Origin of the sequence: Synechococcus sp. C9, assembly GCF_022984075.1 — a bacterium.
Classification (GTDB): Bacteria; Cyanobacteriota; Cyanobacteriia; order Gloeomargaritales; family Gloeomargaritaceae; genus Gloeomargarita.
In genome coordinates, this window is the sequence record NZ_JALAAD010000001.1 from 2,635,126 (window position 1) to 2,654,165 (window position 19,040).

The following is a 19,040-nucleotide window of genomic DNA, read 5'->3' on the forward strand; positions in this document are numbered from 1 at the left end:
ACCGGCTGGGGGGCGTGGTGGGCAAAATCGGCATTATTTACAACGATGACAAACCGGAAGCCGAGCGAGCCGCCGGGGAATTGCGGACACTCCTGGAGCAACGGGGGCGGCAAGTCTGTCTGGCGACTGGGGTGGGGGGCTTGCTGGGCTATGCCCAACCGGGGAGTCCCGTCTGTCACACGCCGATTGAATGGCTGACCCCGCCGGGGTTTGACCGGGATGTGGAATTTACCATTGTCCTGGGGGGGGATGGCACGGTGCTGTCCGCCAACCGCCAATGTACGCCTCTGGGCATTCCCCTCTTAACCGTCAATACAGGACATTTGGGTTTTTTGACGGAGACCTATTTGGAATCCTTGCCCACCGCCCTCGATGCCCTCTTGAGTGGGGATTATCAGGTGGAAGAGCGCATCACTTTAGCAGTACAGGTCTGGGAAGGTCAAACCCGGATTTGGGAAGCCCTAGCGTTGAATGAGGTGGTACTGCACCGGGAACCCCTGGCGAAACTCTGCCATTTTGAGGTGCAGGTGGGGCGCCATGCCCTGGTGGATATTCCCGCCGATGGGGTGATTTTGTCCACGCCCACGGGTTCGACCGCCTATGCCCTGTCCGCCGGGGGGCCGGTGTTGTCGCCGGGGGTGGCGGCGCTGTTGATGATCCCCATTTGTCCCCATTCCCTCGCCTCCCGGGCTTTGGTATTTGACGACCGGGAACAGGTGCAGATCGTGGCGGCTAACCGCTCCCGTTTGGTGTTGGTGGCGGATGGGAATGCGGGCTGTTATGTCCACCCGGAAAACCACGTCACCATCCAGCGTTCCCCCTACCCCGCCCGGTTTGTACGCCTGCGTCCGCCGGAATTTTTCCATCTCCTGCGGCAAAAGTTGGGCTGGGGATTGCCCCATCAAGCCAAGCCCAAAGCACCCTAGGTGGTGTTGATCTTATGGGCACTTCTAAGAATGGGTTCCAGGGGCGTAGCCATTGGTATGGGCATTCTAGCCAGATAACCTTCAATGGATGCAAATAAACAGAGGTTCCCTAACTAAATATATAAAAAGAATAAGCACATTGTTCATCCTCGGAAATGGCTCCGATGCTCCAGGGGGAACGGAAGCTTAACCTGCTCTTAGCCAATTGCTAGTCATTCCTTATTCATTTCTTAATCGATCTGCTTCCCGTTTTTGCCTATGTTGGAATAGCCTTGTCTATTTTTTTGTGGCAGAGGAGTTGGGATTATGGCATTTACCTTACAATTGCTCCACGCATCCGACCTCGAGGGAACCGTTAATGCGATTCCTAACGTCAGCAATTTTGCGGCGCTGGTGGAATTTTTTGAAAATCGCTCCACCCCGGTGGATGGTGGCACCCGTACCCTTGCCCAAAACACCATTCTTCTGTCTTCTGGGGACAATTTCCTTTCGGGCCCCTTTTTCAATGCGGCTGGGGATACCACGGTGGATGTGGACCCCAATACCCCTGGGGTGCAAACTGTCCAAACGGTTTTGCGGAATGTGTACAACCGGCTCTATGGTTTACCCGCTGATGTGAATGGGGATGGCAACCCTGATAGCTTTACCGATTTGCGGGCGGCACCGGGGCGGATTGACATTAGCATTATGAATGTGATTGGCTTTGATGCCTCTGCCCTGGGGAACCATGAATTTGACCTCGGCACCAGTGTCCTCAACGAAATCATTGCCGCCGATATTCGGGGCACGACGACAACGAATCTTTTGGGGGGTGTGCGCTGGTTAGGTGCCCTGTTTCCCTACCTAGCGAGTAACTTGAACTTTGCCAATGACCCCAACTTCAATGCAGATTTAGTCAATACGTTTGTCAATGGCGGCCCCCTGTTCTCCACCAGTCGGGATCGGTTCCATACCGAATACTTCACCCGGTTAGCGGATTTGAATAAGCCTACCGCCAGTGCATTGGTTGAACCGGATAAACTGGCTCCTGCGGTCATTATTGATACCGACGGAAATAGCGCTACCACCTTTGATCGCATTGGGGTTATCGGCATTACTACGCCCCTGCTGGCCAGTATCTCTTCGCCGGGTGCGACTACCGTCATCGGCACTACCACCAATAACGTGCAGTTGATTGCCCAGTTCCTGCAACCGATTATTGATGATGTGATTAATGGCCCAGACAACCTGCTGGGTACAGCCGACGACATCAACAAAATCATCCTGGTTACGCACCTGCAACAGTTTCAGATTGATCTGGCATTAGCGCCCCTGCTTAGGGGGGTGGATATTATCCTGGCGGGCGGCTCCGACACCATTCTCGCCGATGCGAACGACCCTCTCAGACCGGGGGATACGGCGGCATTCCCCTATCCTGTCCAAGCCACGGGTGCTGATGGCAGACCTGTCCTCCTGGTCAACACAGATGGCACCTATAACTACCTGGGTCGTTTGGTGGTGCAGTTTGATGACAATGGTGTCATCATTCCTGCCAGTCTAAACCCTGCAATCAATGGTGCTTACGCCACGACCGATGCGGTGACCTTCAGCACCATTGGTCTCACCGACCTGAATGGCGATGGGGTGGTTGACCAGAAAGACGTGCGGCTCTTTGACCCGAACAACGATGGGATTAGCAAAGCGGGTTTAACGGGGCAACTGACGGATGCGGTCACGGCGGTGGTCACAACCCAGGACGGGGTTATTGCCGGGGACACCAGCGTTTTTCTGGAAGGGCGGCGGGAAAAGGTGCGGACTGAAGAGACCAACCTCGGTAACCTCACCGCCGATGCCAACCTCGCCTATGCGAAGGCGGTAGATAGTCGGGTTATCCTCTCCTTGAAAAATGGCGGTGGGATTCGGGACATCATTGGAGCCATCCAGAACGACACCAGCCAAAACCCCCCGGTTACCAATTTTCTGCCCACCCAAGCCAACCCGGTGGCCAATAAGCAAGAAGGGGATATTTCCCAGTTGGACATTGCCGGTTCGCTACGGTTTAACAATGGCTTGACCCTCCTCACCATTACCCAGCAACAACTCTACTGGCTCTTTGAAGCCGCCGTTGCCCCCGTTGCCCCCGGTCAAACCCCTGGAAGCTTCCCCCAAGTTGGGGGTGTGCGCTTTAGTTACGATGCCACCCAACCGGGGCTGCAGGAACTGCGTACGGAATCGGCGGGTTCAACCCGCGTCTTTGATGCCAATGGGGTATTGACCTCCGAATTCCAAACTCGGCTCGCCAACGGTCAGGGACGGATTCGCAACCTGGCTTTGGTGAATGAAGCGGGTGTCGTGACGGACGTGGTTGTCAAAGATGGTCAGTTTGTCGGGAGTGCCAGCGACACCCTCCGCATTGTCACCTTGAACTTCTTAGCCGGGTCGCCGCCGAGCTTTACGGGTACGGTTCCCAATCTGGTGGATACGGTGTACCCCTTTACCCGCTGGAATAATGCCAATCCCACGTTTGTCAATCGGGTGGACATTCCCAACAGTGGGTCAATTTTGGGCAACAATCTGACCTTTGCCCCCCAAGGCTCCGAGCAGGATGCTTTGGCGGAATACCTGTTTACCAATTTCAATGTCGCCAATGGCAAGCCTTCCTTCAGTACCCCCGATGTGAGTGATCAGTTTGATCAGCGCATCCAAAATTTGGCGGCTACTCAGGATACGGTTTTGGCGACCGTGGGCAATCACGAATTGACCGCCCAAGTGAAATCTACCATCAACCTTACGGGCGGGGCAGAAATTGTCAGTTTTGATCCCGTCTCCAAACGATTGTTTGTGGTCAGTGGCGGCGATAAACTGACGATTCTGGATGCCACCAACCCCGGTAGCGTGACTGTGGCGAATACGATTGATTTAGCACCTTTTGCGACAACGGGTGGGGCAAATTACTCCAGCGGTATCGGTGCCAACAGTGTGGCGGTCAAAAATGGCATCGTGGCAGTGGCGGTTGCGCCTAATTTGGGGGATACGACCAATCCTGCCCAGCGCACTGAGGCGGGCGAGCAGGGCAAAGTGCTGTTCTTCAGAACCGATGGCACCTTTATCCGGGAAGTTTTGGTTGGCTTCTTGCCGGATAACTTGGTGTTTAGCCCCGATGGGAATAAGTTGGTCGTCGCCAACGAAGGGGAACCCCAGGGCTATCAAGCTGGGCAAGTTGACCCGGAAGGTTCCGTGAGCGTGATTACCTTCGCCGGGGGGGTGGGGGCGTTAACGGCAACCTCTGGCTTAACCAATGTCAATGCCACCTTTACGGCGTTCAACGGTCAAAAAGCCGCCTTGGAAGCGCAAGGGGCGAAATTCAACGGCCCCAATGCCACCCTTGCCCAAGATGCGGAGCCGGAATACATCACCATCTCGGCAGATTCCACCACTGCCTATGTCACCCTCCAGGAAAATAATGCGGTTGCCGTAGTCGATCTGGTCAATGGGGTGGTCACGCGAATTATTCCCTTGGGTTTCAAAGATCACAGCCTGCCCTACAACGCCATTGATGCCAGTGATCAGGACGACGGCGGTTTCAACCCCCGTAGCTACCCGAACCTGTTTGGCCTGTACCAGCCCGATACGATTGCCTCCTACACGGTCAGCGGTGTGACCTACTTGGTGACTGCCAACGAAGGCGATGGGCGGGACTACGCTGGTTTTGTGGAAGAGGTGCGGGGGGCTTCGGTTCCGGGTGGCTTAGACCCGACGGCATTCCCCAACCCCGCTGGCATTCTGGACAATGAGGCACTGGGTCGTCTGAATGTCGTTCGCACCAACTACGGTGATCCAGATGGCGATGCCCAACGGGAAAGGCTGTTCTCTTTTGGCGGTCGTTCCTTCTCCATTTGGAATGCCCAGACCGGCGAGTTGGTCTATGACAGCGGCAATGCCTTCGATACGATTGCGGAGTCTATTGGCATCCGGGATAACGGGCGAGATGACAACAAGGGGACAGAACCCGAGGCTCTAGCAATTGGGCAAATTGAGGACCAAATCTATGCCTTTATTGGTTTAGAGCGGACGACCCGAGCCGCAGCGATTTTGGTCTATAACATCACGAATCCCTTGGCTCCCCGATATGTCCGAGCGATTGCCATCCCTGGTGATGTCAGCCCCGAAGGTTTGATCTTTATCAAGGCTGAGGATAGCCCTAGTAGCAAACCGTTGCTGGTGGTCGCCAATGAGGTGAGTAACACCATTAGCGTGATCGAGTTGGGGGTTTCTGGTGCTACCTCTGTTTTCAGGGGTGATGCGGCCAACAACGTCATCTATGGCGGTGCGAGTAACGAAACCATCCTCGGCGAAGCTGGGAATGATGTCCTCTACGGCGGTGCAGGCAAAGACACCATCCTGGGCGGGGCTGGCAATGATGTCCTGGTTGGCGAAGAGGGGGATGATGCGCTCCTGGGTGAAGCCGGGAATGATTACATTGATGGCGGCGCTGGCAATGACTACATCGAGGGTGGCGCAGGGGATGACGGTCTCCTAGGCGGCTCAGGCATTGATGTCCTCCTGGGCGGGGATGGCAATGACTACATTGCGGGGGGTGCGGGCAATGATGTGTTGATTGGTGGCTTGGGCACCGACAGTTTGGTAGGCGGTATGGGCAGTGACCGGTTTGGGTTTGCGACCGGTTCTGGGTTCACTGCCCCTAGCATTGGGAATGACATCATTGCGGACTTCAATCCTGCGGACGACTTCATCGTATTGAGCAGAACCACCTTCACCGCATTTATGACATGGAGTGGGGATGTCTTTAATGGTGGCACGCCCATTGCGGCGGCGGACTTTGCGACGATTGCGACAGGGGGTGTAGCGGCGGCAGGCAATTCCTCGGCTCTGATTGTCTATGAAACCTCGACCGGTGCCTTGTACTACAACCCGGACAGGGCAACTGCTGGGCTAGGTACGGGTGGGCAATTTGCCACCGTGAGTGGTGCGCCAAGCATCCCTGCCAACCGCATCCTGATTGTCAGTTAGTAACCTCACGTTCCAACCCAAATAACGGCTCCCCACCCCTTGGGGGGTCGTTTTTTACTTTTATTTATTATTCATCATATTATAGTCAAACAGGGTAAGGTTGTCCTATTATAGAATAGATATTTTAGAGAAAAGCGATGGCAAGACCATACAGTTGCGATTTGCGTCAAAAAGCAGTCGAAGCAGTCTTAAATGGGGCAAAACTAGTTGAGGTTAGTGAGTTATTTGGTATTAGCAGAAGAACCGTACAAAGATGGTTAAAAATGTGGTCAGAAAGTGGTGATTATCGCCCGAAACAGAACTATCAAAAAGGTCATAGTGCTAAGATCACTGATTTGGAGAAATTTCGCCAATTTGTAGAAGCAAATCAAGGGTTGACACAAAAAGAAATGGGAGTCATTCTCGGGGTAAGTCATACAACCGTTGGTCAAGCCCTTAAAAAAATCAACTTTACCCGTAAAAAAAACATACTCTTATAAAGAACAAAACGAAGAAGAGCGACAACAATTTATCAAGATGATCAAAGAGGAAAAGAATGAAGATGTAGTCTATGTTGACCAGTCTGGGATGGATAATCGAGATATTTATGAATATGGTTGGGGGCTAAAAGGACAAAGAATATATGGTCAACGACCTGGCAAAAAGAGAGAGAATAAGCATGATGAGTGGTTATCATTTAGGGAAATTGGTTGCACCATTTACAGTCTATTTATTAATTAAAGGATACAAAAAGCCTCCATCATTCTCAAGGCTCAGAATAATTGACTCACGGCAAGTGGGGTTCAACTGTATCCCATAAGCACTTAAAAGACTGTACTTGGATTGGTAGTTGTAATTTGCAAGTATTGATTGCCTGGTTAACAGAGATGTTGTTGCCAACAATTGGAGCAGGGAAGAAAATTGTTTTAGATAATGCAAGTTTTCATCGTTGCCAACTGGTTAGGAAGGTTGTGGAAGCCGCTGGGTGCGAATTGATATATCTACCGAAATACTCTCCCGATTTAAATCCGATTGAGCATCAATGGCATAGAATCAAGCAAAGAGTTAGAAAAACCATGACATCTACAACCCAAAATCTTCATGATCTTATAGATTCAGTCATCTGCTCTATATGCCAACCTTTGCCTGTTTAGCTATAGCAACTTTGTTTTTGTTAATCACTCATCACATAAATATTCTGAGATTATTTTAAGATTAGCCTAGGTCGGTTTCGCATGGCATTGTAAGTACAGATTTTCTACTATAGAGACCCAATCCCTAGTCAGCCTAACTCCGGGTTGCCACTCCCAGGGAAGCAAACAAAATCGCCGGGGTCAACACCCCACCCCCTACCCATTCCCGCTCCTGGCTGAGGGCTTGGATCGCCGCTTCAAACACACTGCCCGCCACCATCGTATTTTTCACCCGCCCGACAATCTCCCCATTCACCACCCGGTAGCCCAGGTCGAGATTCACGGAAAATTCCCCCGCCAACTCGTTCGACTGCCCCGCCCCCAACACCTGATCCACGATAATCCCCTCGGACATCTGGGCGACCAAATCCGCATAGGGGGTCTGCCCCGCCCCAATACACACATTCACCAACTCCGCCCCCGGTCGGGACAACCCACCCCGGTAGCCATTGCCCGTGGAAGTCCGCCCTGCCCGTTGCGCCCAGGTTTTGTCCCAATAAAAACCCTGCACCACCCCCTGGTCAATCAAGGTTTGCGGTTGGGTGGGCGTGCATTCATCGTCAAACCGCCGGGCACTCACCCCCAGGGTCGGGTCTTCCATTAACGTCAATTGGGGGTCAAACACCCGCTGTCCCACCTTTTCCGCCAAAGGGGTCGCCTGTTGTACCACCGCCTGCCCCGACAACAAAGTTTCAAATAACCCCACCAAAACACTCGCCACCGCTCGGGGTGTAAACAACACCGGCATTGTGCCGCTTGTGACCGAAGTGGTCGCTTCCGCCCAGGTGTATTTCTGAATTACATCCCGGAGCAATTGGTCATAATCCGGGTCATGCCCATCCGTCACCTCGTAGCTATAAATTTGCAAAAAATCCTCTCCCCGCACCCAATTTCCCCCCACACTGGCACTGAGGGATTGACGCTGGTAATGGGCTTGTGCGCCCCTGTCGGTGAGGATTTGCACCTCCCCACAACTGGGATTGAACCCCACATCCACCAAAATCTCCGGGTTGTAGTCATGCAGACGTGCCACCAAATCCTTACCAATGTCCACCAAGGTTTCAGTGGTGGGTAAGGTCACGGGCGGGCGGGTATCCTGCACCTGTTGCGCCGGGGCAAATTCAATCTCCGCCGGGTCGCCAATGGTAGCGGTTTCCAAAGCGGCATTAACCAAATCCTCCAGGCGGGTCAAATCCGTACTGGCGGCAAACCCCAACCGACCCTCCCGAATCACCCGCAACGCCACCCCCTCCACCGATTTAGTGGTCAGGGACTTGAGGCGATTATTTTCAAACTGCACCGGCTGGCTCTGGCTCCGCAGGTAATAAATTTCCACCCCCTCCGCCCGGGGTTTCGCCAAATCCATGATCGTGGTCAGGGCGGGATGATTCATCGGGATTGCCTGCAATAATTAACTTCACAATCGCTCGTTTATCCTAGCGTAGAATCCTATGCCCTCAACCGACGGTAAAGTTTGCCAACCGGGAGTAGCGCATCACTGGCTCTAGGGACTGGAGGATTTGCGCCCCGTAACTGCGATGGCAGACCCGGCTATCCAAAAGCGCCACCCGTCCCCCCCGCACCGGTGCCACCGCCCGTTGCAATTGCGCCAGGGTATGGGGCAGGAGATACTCCCGAAACCAATCCCGTCCCTCGTGACGCAGTGCCTCGATCCGTGCCATCACCAGGGGTTGCTCCCGGGGCGGAATCGGCAGGAGGGGAATGACCAGCAGGCTGGGGCTGGGGAGCCGTTCCTGATGGGTGCGCCAAAACTCCCAACCACTCACCAGGATGCCGTTTTCCTCCAAAGCAGTGCGCTCCCGTTGCACCCGGGAACCAAATTCCGCCGCCAAGGCCACCGTGAGTTGGGTCTGCAAGGGCTGTTCCTGCACCAAAATCACCACCAAGCCCGTCGCCAAGGGTAAAAGCCGGTGCAATTCCTGGCGCACAGCCTGGTAAAACTGGGGATGATTCGGCGGGGGCAGGTGGGCAGGGGCGTACAGATGCAGAACCTCATCCCGGGGGTGGGGGGCAAACCGGAACCGGGTCACGCCCGGCAAGGCAATCGTGCCCAAAGCCATTCCCAAACCCACCCAAGGCTGTTGCGGCCAGTGGTTCGCCAGTTCCGCCAAAGCCCACAGGGGGGAGCAATGCAGGGTGAATTGGGCAAGGGAGCGTTCCAGGGTCGCCCAACGCACACGCCGGGGTTGGGACTGGGGCCACACCGCCTGCAACCAGTTTTGCTCCGTTTCACTCAGTAACCACTGCTCGTAGGGGTTGGGGGGATGGCTGAGCAGGGAGTGGGTCAAAGCCAGTTGGGTTTCCCGAATCAATTCCGCCTGATGGGGTTGCGCCCACACCCATTCATCCCACGCCTGGGGACAACGGCTCTGGGTTAAAGCCGCCTCTGCCCATTGCTCCAGGTCGTCCAGACCATCCACCACCGTGGGCAATTGGGTGAGGGAAGAAGACGGGTTGGCTAATTCCTGCAACCAGCGCTGGGGAGTGAGCAACAGCAAGCCATCGGCAACGCCCGGCGGCCAATGCTCCCGATACAGCGGTTTTTCCACCGCCAGCCAGGTCCGTAGCCGGGGCAATTCCACCTTCAGCCAACGCCTTTGAATTTCCGCAGGAGCCACCAGCACCACCGCCCCCGGCCAGAGCAAAGCCGCCGCCAGGTACCCCAACCGGTACTGCCCCTGTACCCCCGCCAAACCCCCGACTTCCATGAGGGCACTCGGCCCCAACCGCAGGGCACGGGTCACCAAGCGCGCCAGGGTCAGATGGTGCGGCCAGGGCGGGATGGCCTCCGTTTGCAGTAAAGACCGCAGACGTTGATGGACTTCGACTTCCAGCATTTGGGTACAGGGAACTATGTTTATGCTACTCCCCCATCGGGCAAACCCACTGCTTGACCCAGCGGTGAGACCATAACAGCCAGGCAGATGGGTTAAATTCTGTGAAAATCTATAGGTTTTTGGTTGCCCAGGTGGACTCTTTTTTCCCCTGAAACCCAGGCCGGTCATGGATGGTAAAATCAACAGCTTTTAAGGCTCTTTTGAGACTGCCGGTACTGGCGTAGGTCACAAATAAACAACGTTCCGCACTGTAATATTCCAAAAGTTGAATTAAATAATCTTCCTGCCATAATTCCTGAGACGTTTTAGAACTGTAGGCATCAAACAAAATACCCTCAATTTGGTTCTGCCATTGGGGTAGGTAGGTTAGTTCGTTTTCTAAAATTAAATGTTCCCTCAGCCAATCTCGTACCTGGGGCATTTCCCCCGGATAGTCTTGGGTAAATTTATCATCCCGCAGTTGCTGAATAGGCTCGATTTCCGACGGTTTCCCGGCTAACCAGTCTTGAAATTGCGCTCGCCAATAGTGTTCTGCTTCAAAACTGATCACCCAACAATGCCCTGATGACTGGGATTTTAACCATTCACAAGCGATCAGAATTTCAATATAACCCAACCCTAAACCCACGACCAAAAAATGGGGATTGGGACAGGTTTTGATCACCAATCGAATCGCTTCCCCATAAATATATTGCGTTTCTTGATAGGCACCACCGCTATGGTGCATACATTCCTGATTGGCGGTGCCCAAATCCCGGATGGTGGGGCTACCATCGCCAGTGATCACCGTCGCAAAACGTGCTTGATAAATTAAACCCGCCGGTTGCCAGTTCATGGGGTAGGCTAAAATAAGAGGATAATTTGGCGTTTGGTAATCCTATCCTATGGCGGAAGCGTATCTCCTGGAAAAGTTGAAAGCGATTGAAAGCACCTATCAGGATTTGAATCGGCAGTTGGCTGATCCGGCGGTGGCGACTGACCCCCAGGAATTGCAACGCATTACCAAAGCCCGGGCGGCAATGGAAGCAATTGTCAGTACATTTGATGCGTGGCGAACCGCACAGAGAGAATTGCTCGATACCCAACAACTTTTGAAAGAAGCGGGTGAGGATCAGGAATTTCAAAAAATGGCACAGCAGGAAGTGGAAACCCTCAAGGAGAAATTAAACCGTCTCGAACAGGAGCTAAAAATTCTCATCCTGCCCCAGGACCCCAACGATGATAAAAACATCATGCTGGAAATCCGAGCGGGAACGGGCGGCGACGAGGCGGGCATCTGGGCCGGGGATTTAATGCGCATGTACAGCCGTTATGCTGAACGCCAAAACTGGCGGGTCAAACTGGTCAGCGAGTCCCCGGCGGAGTCCGGTGGGTTCAAGGAAGTGGTGTTGGAAATCGAAGGCGACCGGGTGTACAGCAAACTCAAGTTTGAAGCGGGAACCCATCGGGTGCAACGGGTGCCGGTCACGGAAGCGTCCGGGCGGGTGCATACCTCGACGGCAACGGTGGCGGTCATGCCGGAGGTGGACGAGGTGGCGGTGGAAATTAACCCCAATGATATTGAAATCACCACTGCCCGTTCGGGGGGAGCCGGGGGGCAAAACGTGAATAAGGTGGAAACGGCGGTGCATTTAGTCCACAAACCCAGTGGGATTCATATTCATTGCCAAGAGGAGCGCACGCAACTTAAAAACAAGGAACGAGCGATGCAATTACTGCGGGCAAAACTCTATGATTTACAACTGCAAGAACAGCAGGAATCCGTGAGTTCTCTGCGTCGTTCGCAAGTGGGAACCGGGGCACGTTCCGAAAAAATTCGCACCTACAACTATAAGGACAATCGGGTGACGGATCACCGTCTGAATCAAAACTTTTCCTTAAACGAAATCCTCGAAGGCGACCTGGATGCCCTGTTGCAGGCTTGTATTATTAAAGACCAGCAGGAGCGGTTGGCAGAATTGGCGCGCCAGACTTCTCCCAATTAGGTTGAGTTGGGATTGCATTTTTGGCGCTGGGGAATCACCGCAAGCGTTGATTTTGCGAGTTGTTGATTGCGCCCTTCCCACGCACCAATTCCAAGTCTTGAAAGCGAGTATGATATGAATTAACACTCATCGGATGTACGTGTCCCTGGGCAGGGGTGTCTTCGTTTGGTGAACCCTATTTTGTGAACCGTTGTGAACCCTATGCGTCGTTGGCTTTCCCACCCCAGTCACTGGTCTATTACCACCCGGCTCACAGTGGTTTTGCTGTTGACGGGATTGGTACCGATGGGGGTGTCAGCGGTGCTGAATTTGCGGGCGAGTATCCACCAATTGGAAATCCGGGAGCATCGCAGTCTGGAATTGTTAGCCATGAGTACGGCGGCTCGGTTGGATCAATTGTTGATTGACCATCGGGAATCGGTGGTTGCCATGAGTTTACTGCCGGGGGTACAAAAATTTCTCCAAAAGCAAGATGCCAGCCCCACGGAACTACAAAATCTGAAAAAGGCTCTCCAGTCCGAACTGCGTACTTTTGAGCGGATTCATACCAATTTTGACCTGGTATTTCTCCTGAATCGGGATGGGGTTTGTGTGGCTTCGACGGTACCGGCAATGGTGGGGGTGGATTACCGCTTTCGGGGTTATTACCAAGAGTCTATTCGAGGCAAAACCGCCATTTCTGGGGTGATTTTTGGGCGGGTGACGGGGCAACCGGGGGTGTTTGTGAGTGCGCCGGTGCGGGATGATCAGGGAGAAATATTGGGCGTGGCGGCGTTGAAAATTAATATTTCTGTTATTCAAAAAATTGTATCAGCGGCGCAGGTGGGCAAGCAGGGGGAGGCGTTTTTGATTGACAGCTATGGGGTGATTATGGCGCATACCAATCCTGAATTGGTGTTCCAGAGTTTGGCACCCCTGCCCGCCGATATTCAAGAACAAATTATCAATACCAGTTTGATTCCCTACATCACCAGCATCCGGGATTTGGATTTGAGTGTCCTGGCTGACAATTTGATTCAGGCGAAAGCACCGGGGTATGTGCGGGTGTTCCAGAATACTAACGGGCAGATGACCACCCTGGGCTATGCCCCCCTGCAGGTGGAACCCTGGGTGGTGGCGGTGGCGGAACCCCAGGCGCAGTTTCTCAGCCCGATTTGGCAGTTGGCGTGGCAGAATGGGGCGCAGTTTGTCCTGGTGGCGGGGTTGTTGGTTGCGGTGGTGGTCTGGGTCGTCCGCAGTATCAGCGGCCCGTTGCATTTGCTATTACTGACGGCGCAGGATTTGGAGCAGGGTATCTACGACCAGATGGGGCGGCTGGACAACATCAGTGCCCAACCGGATGATGTGGGGCGTTTGGCGCGGGGGTTACGCAAGGCGGCGCTCCAAGTGCAAGCCCGGGAGGAACAATTGAAACAACAGGTGACCAATTTGGTGATTACCATTGACCACCAAAAAAAGGAAAACCACGTCCAAGAAATTACCGGGTCAGACTATTTCCAAACCCTGCAAAATCGGGCGAGAGCCTTGCGAGAACGGCGCTAGGAAGCCCGCTGGGAGAGGGTGCGTTCCCGGTTCTGCTGGGCATACATTTCCCGCAGGACAATGGCCGGGTCAATCCACCGCCCCGCATGGCGCAAGCCCCAGTGCAGATGCGGCCCCGTGGTGCGTCCGGTCATCCCCACCCGACCAATCCGCAGACCGGCGGTGACCCACTGCCCCTGGCGAATGTTCAAACCGCTATTGGGGTCATGCAGGTAAACCCCCTGGCTATCCTTGGCGGCCCGCCCCCGCAGATGACAATAGATATGCTCCCATTGCCCCGACTGCACCACAATCCCCGTCCCACAGCCCGCATCGTTGAAAATTTCCACCACCCGGCCATCCCACCAACTGCGGATGTAGCTCCCTTCCGGGGCGGCCAAGTCCAAGCCGTAGTGGAAACGCCCCCAGCGGGGACCAAAGGGAGAGGAATAGGTCTGGAAATTTTCCACCGGGAAGGAACCCAACGCCCAGGATTGGGGTTGCATTTCCGGGCGCAAAATCGCCACCGGCTCCGGGTTGGCGGCAATCCCCCAATGGTCGGGAGCGGTCACCGGACTGGGTTGGGGGCTAGGCTGGGCGGCAACCACGGGCGGGGCATCCCCACCCCGTACCAACATCACCCCCCCCAAACGACCAATTTGTTGCACCTGCACCTGCCACTGGGTTTGCCCCGGCGGTACCTGCAGAATCACCCGGGTTACGGGCGGTTGATTGCTCACTTGCACCACCCGGATATTCTGTACCCCCAACTGAGCCAACTGGGGCAAGGGCTGGGGTTGGTAACTGGGAGACAGGGCGGTATTGCCCAAATCAATCCACACCTGCCGACCATCCCCACTGCGATGTACCCGAGTCGCCCCGGTTGTGCCCTGGGTTTGGAGAAAAATACCCTGTTCCGTCACCCGCAGACCCCGCAGAATCGCCCCCGTCCCAGGCTTGTCCTGACTTTGTAATAATTCCGACTGCACGGGAGCCGCCGCCACCATCCCACCGGGGAGTTGAATCCGCCAACGACCCTCCCCCACCCCTTGCACCTGCACCTGTTCGGCGGTCACGGTCTGACCGGGGTGAAACTCGACCACGATCCGGGTGGTGGTTTCATTAAATTGGGCGACCCGCACCTGGCGCACTTGCCCCCGTTGAAAATTCTGGATGTCCCGTCCCGCTGGCCACTGGGTATTGGGCAGGTCAATCACCACCCGAGTCGGCTGGGCCAACACCTGCACCTGGGGCGAGGTCGGGCTTGCCGTCCTCAGTTCGAGTAAATGGGTATCCGGGTTAAATTGCCAATGGTCGAGCTGGGCGGCTTGGGCGGGAACGGCCAACAACAAACATCCCCCCGCACCCGGCAGTATCCAGGTGGTTTTCATTAGACTATCTCCCTAATTGCTGAGAAGCTGTGTGGATCGGGGTGAGAAGCTTTTTTTCATGAGCAAGTATGTTGATTATTTTAACCCGGTCTGTCAAGTCGGCCAATCCAATGGCTTTGCCTGTAGAACCCATTTGAGAGGTGCAGTAGGGGATAAGCGTCAGCCGATCATGCAATAAATGCAACTGAGGTGAAGTTTTGTCCCAAGCATTGGAGCAATCCATTACCTACCTGGCTATCACAGCCGTAAAATCTATTTTTGGCGATGAGGAATTAATAGGGGTTTTCCTGATTTCACGTAAGCAGAGACCCGAACCATGAATCTAAATCAGCCTGGGTGGTAAAATCCAGGAGAGCTTCCCCCAAAGACTCCAATTGTTCCAGGGATAGGGATTGAATTTTTTGGATTTGTGCTGGGGATAAACTACCGAGTTTGCGTTGAAGCTGACGCACAATTAAAGCATACCGTCCCTGTAGTTCCCCTTCTTGTCGTCCCTGTAGTTCTCCCTCTTGATAAACTTCTTGGTAAAAACGAGTTTGTTTCAACTCCACCAGCCCCAACATCTCCATAATGACTCGCCCTCCTTGTCCTGGAAATTTACGCACCAATGCTTCTACTACCCATTCTAACCATTGCTCCCCCGCCTGTTCCAAAATCCCTTGCCCAATTGCCACCGCATCCGCCGCTGGTGCTACAATCAAACGTAACAGTTCCATCTCAACCGATGTCTGGGCAGGTAACTCATTTAAGTAAATTCTCTCGACTCGCCAATAGTTCAAATACGATTCCAAATTGGGAATAACTCACTCCGTATTGCGCTCGGCATAGAGCACTAAAATTCTCCCAGGATTAACCGGTTGATATTGGGATAAATATGTTGCCAATTCATTCTGCAAACGATAGTAAAATCTGGCATCCGGTTGCATCTGCGTCTCAATTAAAATGAAAGGCAGATTGGCATCAGGTTGGATGGGTAATAGTAAACCATCCAAGCGAAACCCAAATTTCTTGAGTTCTACGGATTGGAATTGATAGGGAATTGGGGGCAGGGGTAAACCGAGCAGTTGAAAGGCAAAATTGGGAACACGTTGGAATAGTTTATAAGATCAATTATCCGTTCGCACAGTACCCCGCTGAATGGGGTAAATTAAAGCATGATTAATGTAATAAGCATATCCTGATTAACAACAAAGATTGCCATGATACCCAATCTCAAACGGTCTATGTGGATCATAAGGCTACCCAGGACCAGGACGGGGCAGTACCCTGCCACCCTTGATTTTTTAGGTATAAAATTTTTACTCACAATTTCAGGGTGATTGCCATATCTGATTCATATTTAATAATATTTAATAAGGGTACTTCTAAAAATAGGTCGCAGGGGCGTTGCCCCCGGCTTTGGTTCTCGATAACATGGGCATTCTAACGAGATAACCTTCGAGGGGTGCCAATAAATAGAGGTTCCCATAATTTATACAAGTTTAACAAGTTTATACCAGATGGCTTGGCGGTGACACCAAATAACCCATACCCACCCCAAGGGGTTCACCAATTTTTCACAAAATCAACACTAATCCGATAAATTTACTGTAGAATAGAACGCACATAATTACTGGCGTATTGGCGAGGAAACGAACTTGCTGGGGCAGTTATTGACCGTGGGGCTGGTTGCCGGTTTGGCGGGGGGAATGTTTGGCATTGGGGGTGGGGCGATCATGGTGCCTGCCCTGGTGCTGTGGTTGGGCTTAGATCAAAAGGTGGCGACGGGCACCTCTTTGGCGGCTCAGGTTTTGCCCATTGGTCTGTTGGGGGCTTGGGTCTATCACCGCAGCGGCAATTTGCAGGTGAATTACGCTGTGATTATGGTGGTAGGCTTACTGCTGGGGAATGGGCTGGGGGCGGTGTTTGCCAACCAACCCTATGTCAGTAGTGAATTGATGAAAAAACTCTACGGTGGCTTTTTACTGGTGTTGGGTCTGCGGTATTTGGTGTGGCGTTGAGGTTGATAATGAAGCTGATACAGCACAAGGAAATGCCCAGAATGGAAGGAACCAATTGCGTGACGGTGCGGGTGCGGGTGCCGGGGGGCGGACAGGAGGAGCCGGTCTTGTCCCAGTTGATTACCCAGTATGGGGTGACGATCAATATCCAGGCGGCTTTGTTTGACCCCCAAAATCAGGCGGAAGCCTGGCTTGACCTGGAACTGTACGGTACCCCGGCGGCCTTGGAGGATTGCTTGGCGGTGATGCGCTCTCGGCAGTGGGAATTAGTTTCCCTGTCAGCCATAAGGGAGGTAACGGGTGTGGTTACCCCAGTGCCAGTGAAAACCGTACCGGATGGAAAGGTGCAACGCAGTCATATTCATGTGCGGATTCCCAAGGCGGCCTGTGATGTGCCCATTTTGTCCGGGCTGGTGTCGGGGCACGGGTTGGTGGTGAATTTGCGGGGTGGTTTGCTCAGCCCCAACCATGAGGGGGACGGTTGGTTTGACCTGGAGGTGCAGGGGACACCAGCGCAAATTGAGAGTGGGTTGGACTACCTGCGCCAACGGGGGTTACAGGTGTGGCAACAGGCGCAACCGGCGGATTGGTCGGTGTAGGAGGCTGAGGATGGGGATTGTGGTGGAGCGGGTTTCCAAACGCTTCGGCAATTTTCAGGCGGTGGATGATGTCAGTTTAGAAATTGCCAGCGGCTCCCTGGTGGCCTTGTTGGGGCCATCGGGTTCGGGGAAATCCACCCTTTTGCGCTTGATTGCTGGTCTGGAAACCCCCGATACGGGCAAAATTTGGTTAACCGGGGAAGATGCCACCCATCGCCAGGTGCAAGAGCGGAATATCGGTTTTGTATTTCAGCATTACGCCCTATTCAAACACATGACCGTGCGGCAGAATGTGGCGTTTGGGCTAGAAGTTCGCAAGGTACCCCGCCAGAAGATTCAGCAACGGGTGGACACCCTGCTGGAATTGGTGCAACTCCAGGGTTTGGGGAATCGTTATCCGGCGCAACTCTCCGGGGGACAACGGCAACGGGTGGCCCTGGCGCGGGCTTTGGCGGTGGAACCCCAGGTACTGCTTTTGGATGAACCCTTTGGGGCGTTGGATGCCCGGGTGCGCCAGGAATTACGCAGTTGGTTGCGGCGACTACACGATGAGGTTCATGTCACCACCGTGTTTGTCACCCATGACCAGGAAGAGGCGATGGAACTTTCCGACCAGATTGTGGTGATCCACAAGGGGCGCGTGGAGCAGGTGGGTACCCCGGCGGAAATCTACGACCATCCGGCCACCCCGTTTGTCATGAGTTTCGTGGGGCCTGTGAATGTCCTGCCAGGGGATGCGGGGTTTCTCCAACGCCAGGGGATGGGGGTGCTGAATGGGCAGGCTTTTTTGCGCCCCCACGATATTCTCATCCGTACCGAACCCCACGAAACCTATACCCCCGCCCGCATTCAGCGAATGTTGCACTTAGGTCGGGAAATCCGAGTGGAACTGACATTAGATGATGGTCAATCCCTTACGGCGCAAGTGGATCGGGAACGTTTTTTGCAGTTAGAACTTCAGCCCCACCAACGGGTATATGTACGACCCCGGGAAGCTCGTTCGTTTCCTTTGCACTATTCGATTTGATTTGAATGAATGAGAAATTTTTAGCCTATGGCCATTGAGCCATAAAACCCATAAAACTCGAGTGGAAAACCGGTATATACTAAAAATGATGGTTCTGCCCTAAGAGTGACCTGTGGAATTGTCCTGCAAAATCGAGTACGCTCTCCTGGCCCTAATGGCTCTGGCTGATGGTTTTGGTCAGGATGAACCCGTCCAAATCAGCCAAATTGCCCAAGAGCAAGCCATCCCTGACCGTTACTTGGAGCAACTGCTGGCCGTTCTCCGCCGGGCTAATCTGGTGCGGAGTCAGCGGGGAGCCAAGGGCGGTTATTTTCTGGCTCGTTCCCCTTGGCAGATCAACCTGTTTCAGGTGTGGCAGTGTTTGGAGGGAGAAGCTCCCGTCGCCAACCCAGCCGATACTCCTGAACGGATGGTGATTCGCCAGGTGTGGCAGGAGACCCAGCAGGCAACCCAGGTGATTTGGCAGGGATATACCCTAAAGGACCTGTGCCAGCAACGGGACAACCTGCGGCGGCGAGATTTGATGTATTACATTTGACCAACCCAGCCCT

General features: G+C 53.8%; 15 protein-coding genes and 1 pseudogene. 10 read left to right on the forward strand and 6 right to left on the reverse strand.

The genetic code is table 11. The features are described 5' to 3' along the window. Nucleotides 1-17 precede the first annotated feature (17 nt). The 4 genes from MLD66_RS12865 (at nt 18) to MLD66_RS12880 (ending at nt 6,656) form a co-directional block, all read left to right on the forward strand. Nucleotides 18-926 (forward strand): NAD(+) kinase, encoded by a 909-nt coding sequence (locus tag MLD66_RS12865; RefSeq protein ID WP_247219126.1) that lies wholly within the window; start codon nt 18-20, stop codon nt 924-926. A gap of 306 nt (nt 927-1,232) precedes the next feature. Continuing rightward, entirely contained in the window at nt 1,233-5,936 is a 4,704-nt protein-coding gene (locus MLD66_RS12870; RefSeq protein WP_247218497.1) for a choice-of-anchor I family protein, read from the forward strand. Nucleotides 5,937-6,073: 137 nt separating this feature from the next. Next, complete coding sequence (locus MLD66_RS12875) at nt 6,074-6,415, forward strand: helix-turn-helix domain-containing protein (protein ID WP_247218499.1); 342 nt, start codon at nt 6,074-6,076, stop codon at nt 6,413-6,415. A 37-nt stretch (nt 6,416-6,452) separates the two neighbouring features. Continuing rightward, the gene (locus tag MLD66_RS12880; RefSeq protein WP_247218501.1) at nt 6,453-6,656 is read left to right on the forward strand and encodes a transposase; all 204 of its coding nucleotides are present in this window, start codon (nt 6,453-6,455) and stop codon (nt 6,654-6,656) included. Nucleotides 6,657-7,202: 546 nt separating this feature from the next. Here MLD66_RS12880 and MLD66_RS12885 read toward each other — a convergent pair. From MLD66_RS12885 to MLD66_RS12895, 3 genes are all read right to left on the reverse strand, one after another. Continuing rightward, nucleotides 7,203-8,501, reverse strand: a complete 1,299-nt coding sequence (locus tag MLD66_RS12885) for a TldD/PmbA family protein (protein WP_247218502.1) — start codon at nt 8,499-8,501, stop codon at nt 7,203-7,205. A 64-nt stretch (nt 8,502-8,565) separates the two neighbouring features. Next, a complete protein-coding gene (locus MLD66_RS12890; protein WP_247218504.1) occupies nt 8,566-9,966 on the reverse strand; it encodes an ATP-dependent DNA helicase in 1,401 nt (466 codons plus the stop codon). A gap of 109 nt (nt 9,967-10,075) precedes the next feature. After that, nucleotides 10,076-10,801, reverse strand: a complete 726-nt coding sequence (locus MLD66_RS12895) for an MnmC family methyltransferase (RefSeq protein WP_247218506.1) — start codon at nt 10,799-10,801, stop codon at nt 10,076-10,078. Nucleotides 10,802-10,850: 49 nt separating this feature from the next. Between MLD66_RS12895 and prfA the strand changes: the two genes are divergently transcribed. Both prfA and MLD66_RS12905 read left to right on the forward strand, forming a co-directional pair. Then, nucleotides 10,851-11,951 (forward strand): peptide chain release factor 1, encoded by a 1,101-nt coding sequence (gene prfA, locus MLD66_RS12900; protein WP_247218508.1) that lies wholly within the window; start codon nt 10,851-10,853, stop codon nt 11,949-11,951. A 201-nt stretch (nt 11,952-12,152) separates the two neighbouring features. Next, a complete protein-coding gene (locus tag MLD66_RS12905) occupies nt 12,153-13,493 on the forward strand; it encodes a cache domain-containing protein (RefSeq protein WP_247218510.1) in 1,341 nt (446 codons plus the stop codon). Here the strand turns inward: MLD66_RS12905 and MLD66_RS12910 are convergent. From MLD66_RS12910 to MLD66_RS12920, 3 genes and pseudogenes are all read right to left on the reverse strand, one after another. Beyond that, entirely contained in the window at nt 13,490-14,863 is a 1,374-nt protein-coding gene (locus MLD66_RS12910) for a peptidoglycan DD-metalloendopeptidase family protein (protein WP_247218512.1), read from the reverse strand. The genes MLD66_RS12905 and MLD66_RS12910 overlap by 4 nt on opposite strands. Before the next feature lie 293 nt (nt 14,864-15,156). Continuing rightward, a complete protein-coding gene (locus MLD66_RS12915) occupies nt 15,157-15,432 on the reverse strand; it encodes a DUF4351 domain-containing protein (protein WP_339397047.1) in 276 nt (91 codons plus the stop codon). After that, nucleotides 15,433-15,954: pseudogene (locus tag MLD66_RS12920) on the reverse strand (DUF2887 domain-containing protein); the annotation flags it as partial. It lies immediately after the preceding gene. Nucleotides 15,955-16,500: 546 nt separating this feature from the next. Here MLD66_RS12920 and MLD66_RS12925 point away from each other — a divergent pair. The 4 genes from MLD66_RS12925 to MLD66_RS12940 all read left to right on the forward strand — a co-directional run bounded on the left by MLD66_RS12925 (nt 16,501) and on the right by MLD66_RS12940 (nt 19,027). Then, complete coding sequence (locus MLD66_RS12925; protein WP_247218514.1) at nt 16,501-16,863, forward strand: TSUP family transporter; 363 nt, start codon at nt 16,501-16,503, stop codon at nt 16,861-16,863. 41 nt (nt 16,864-16,904) lie between these two features. Continuing rightward, a complete protein-coding gene (locus tag MLD66_RS12930; RefSeq protein ID WP_247218515.1) occupies nt 16,905-17,462 on the forward strand; it encodes an NIL domain-containing protein in 558 nt (185 codons plus the stop codon). Nucleotides 17,463-17,472: 10 nt separating this feature from the next. Next, on the forward strand, nt 17,473-18,489 hold the full coding sequence (locus MLD66_RS12935) for a sulfate ABC transporter ATP-binding protein (protein ID WP_247218517.1): 1,017 nt from the start codon (nt 17,473-17,475) through the stop codon (nt 18,487-18,489). A 112-nt stretch (nt 18,490-18,601) separates the two neighbouring features. Further along, a complete protein-coding gene (locus MLD66_RS12940; protein ID WP_247218519.1) occupies nt 18,602-19,027 on the forward strand; it encodes an Rrf2 family transcriptional regulator in 426 nt (141 codons plus the stop codon). Nucleotides 19,028-19,040: the final 13 nt, after the last annotated feature.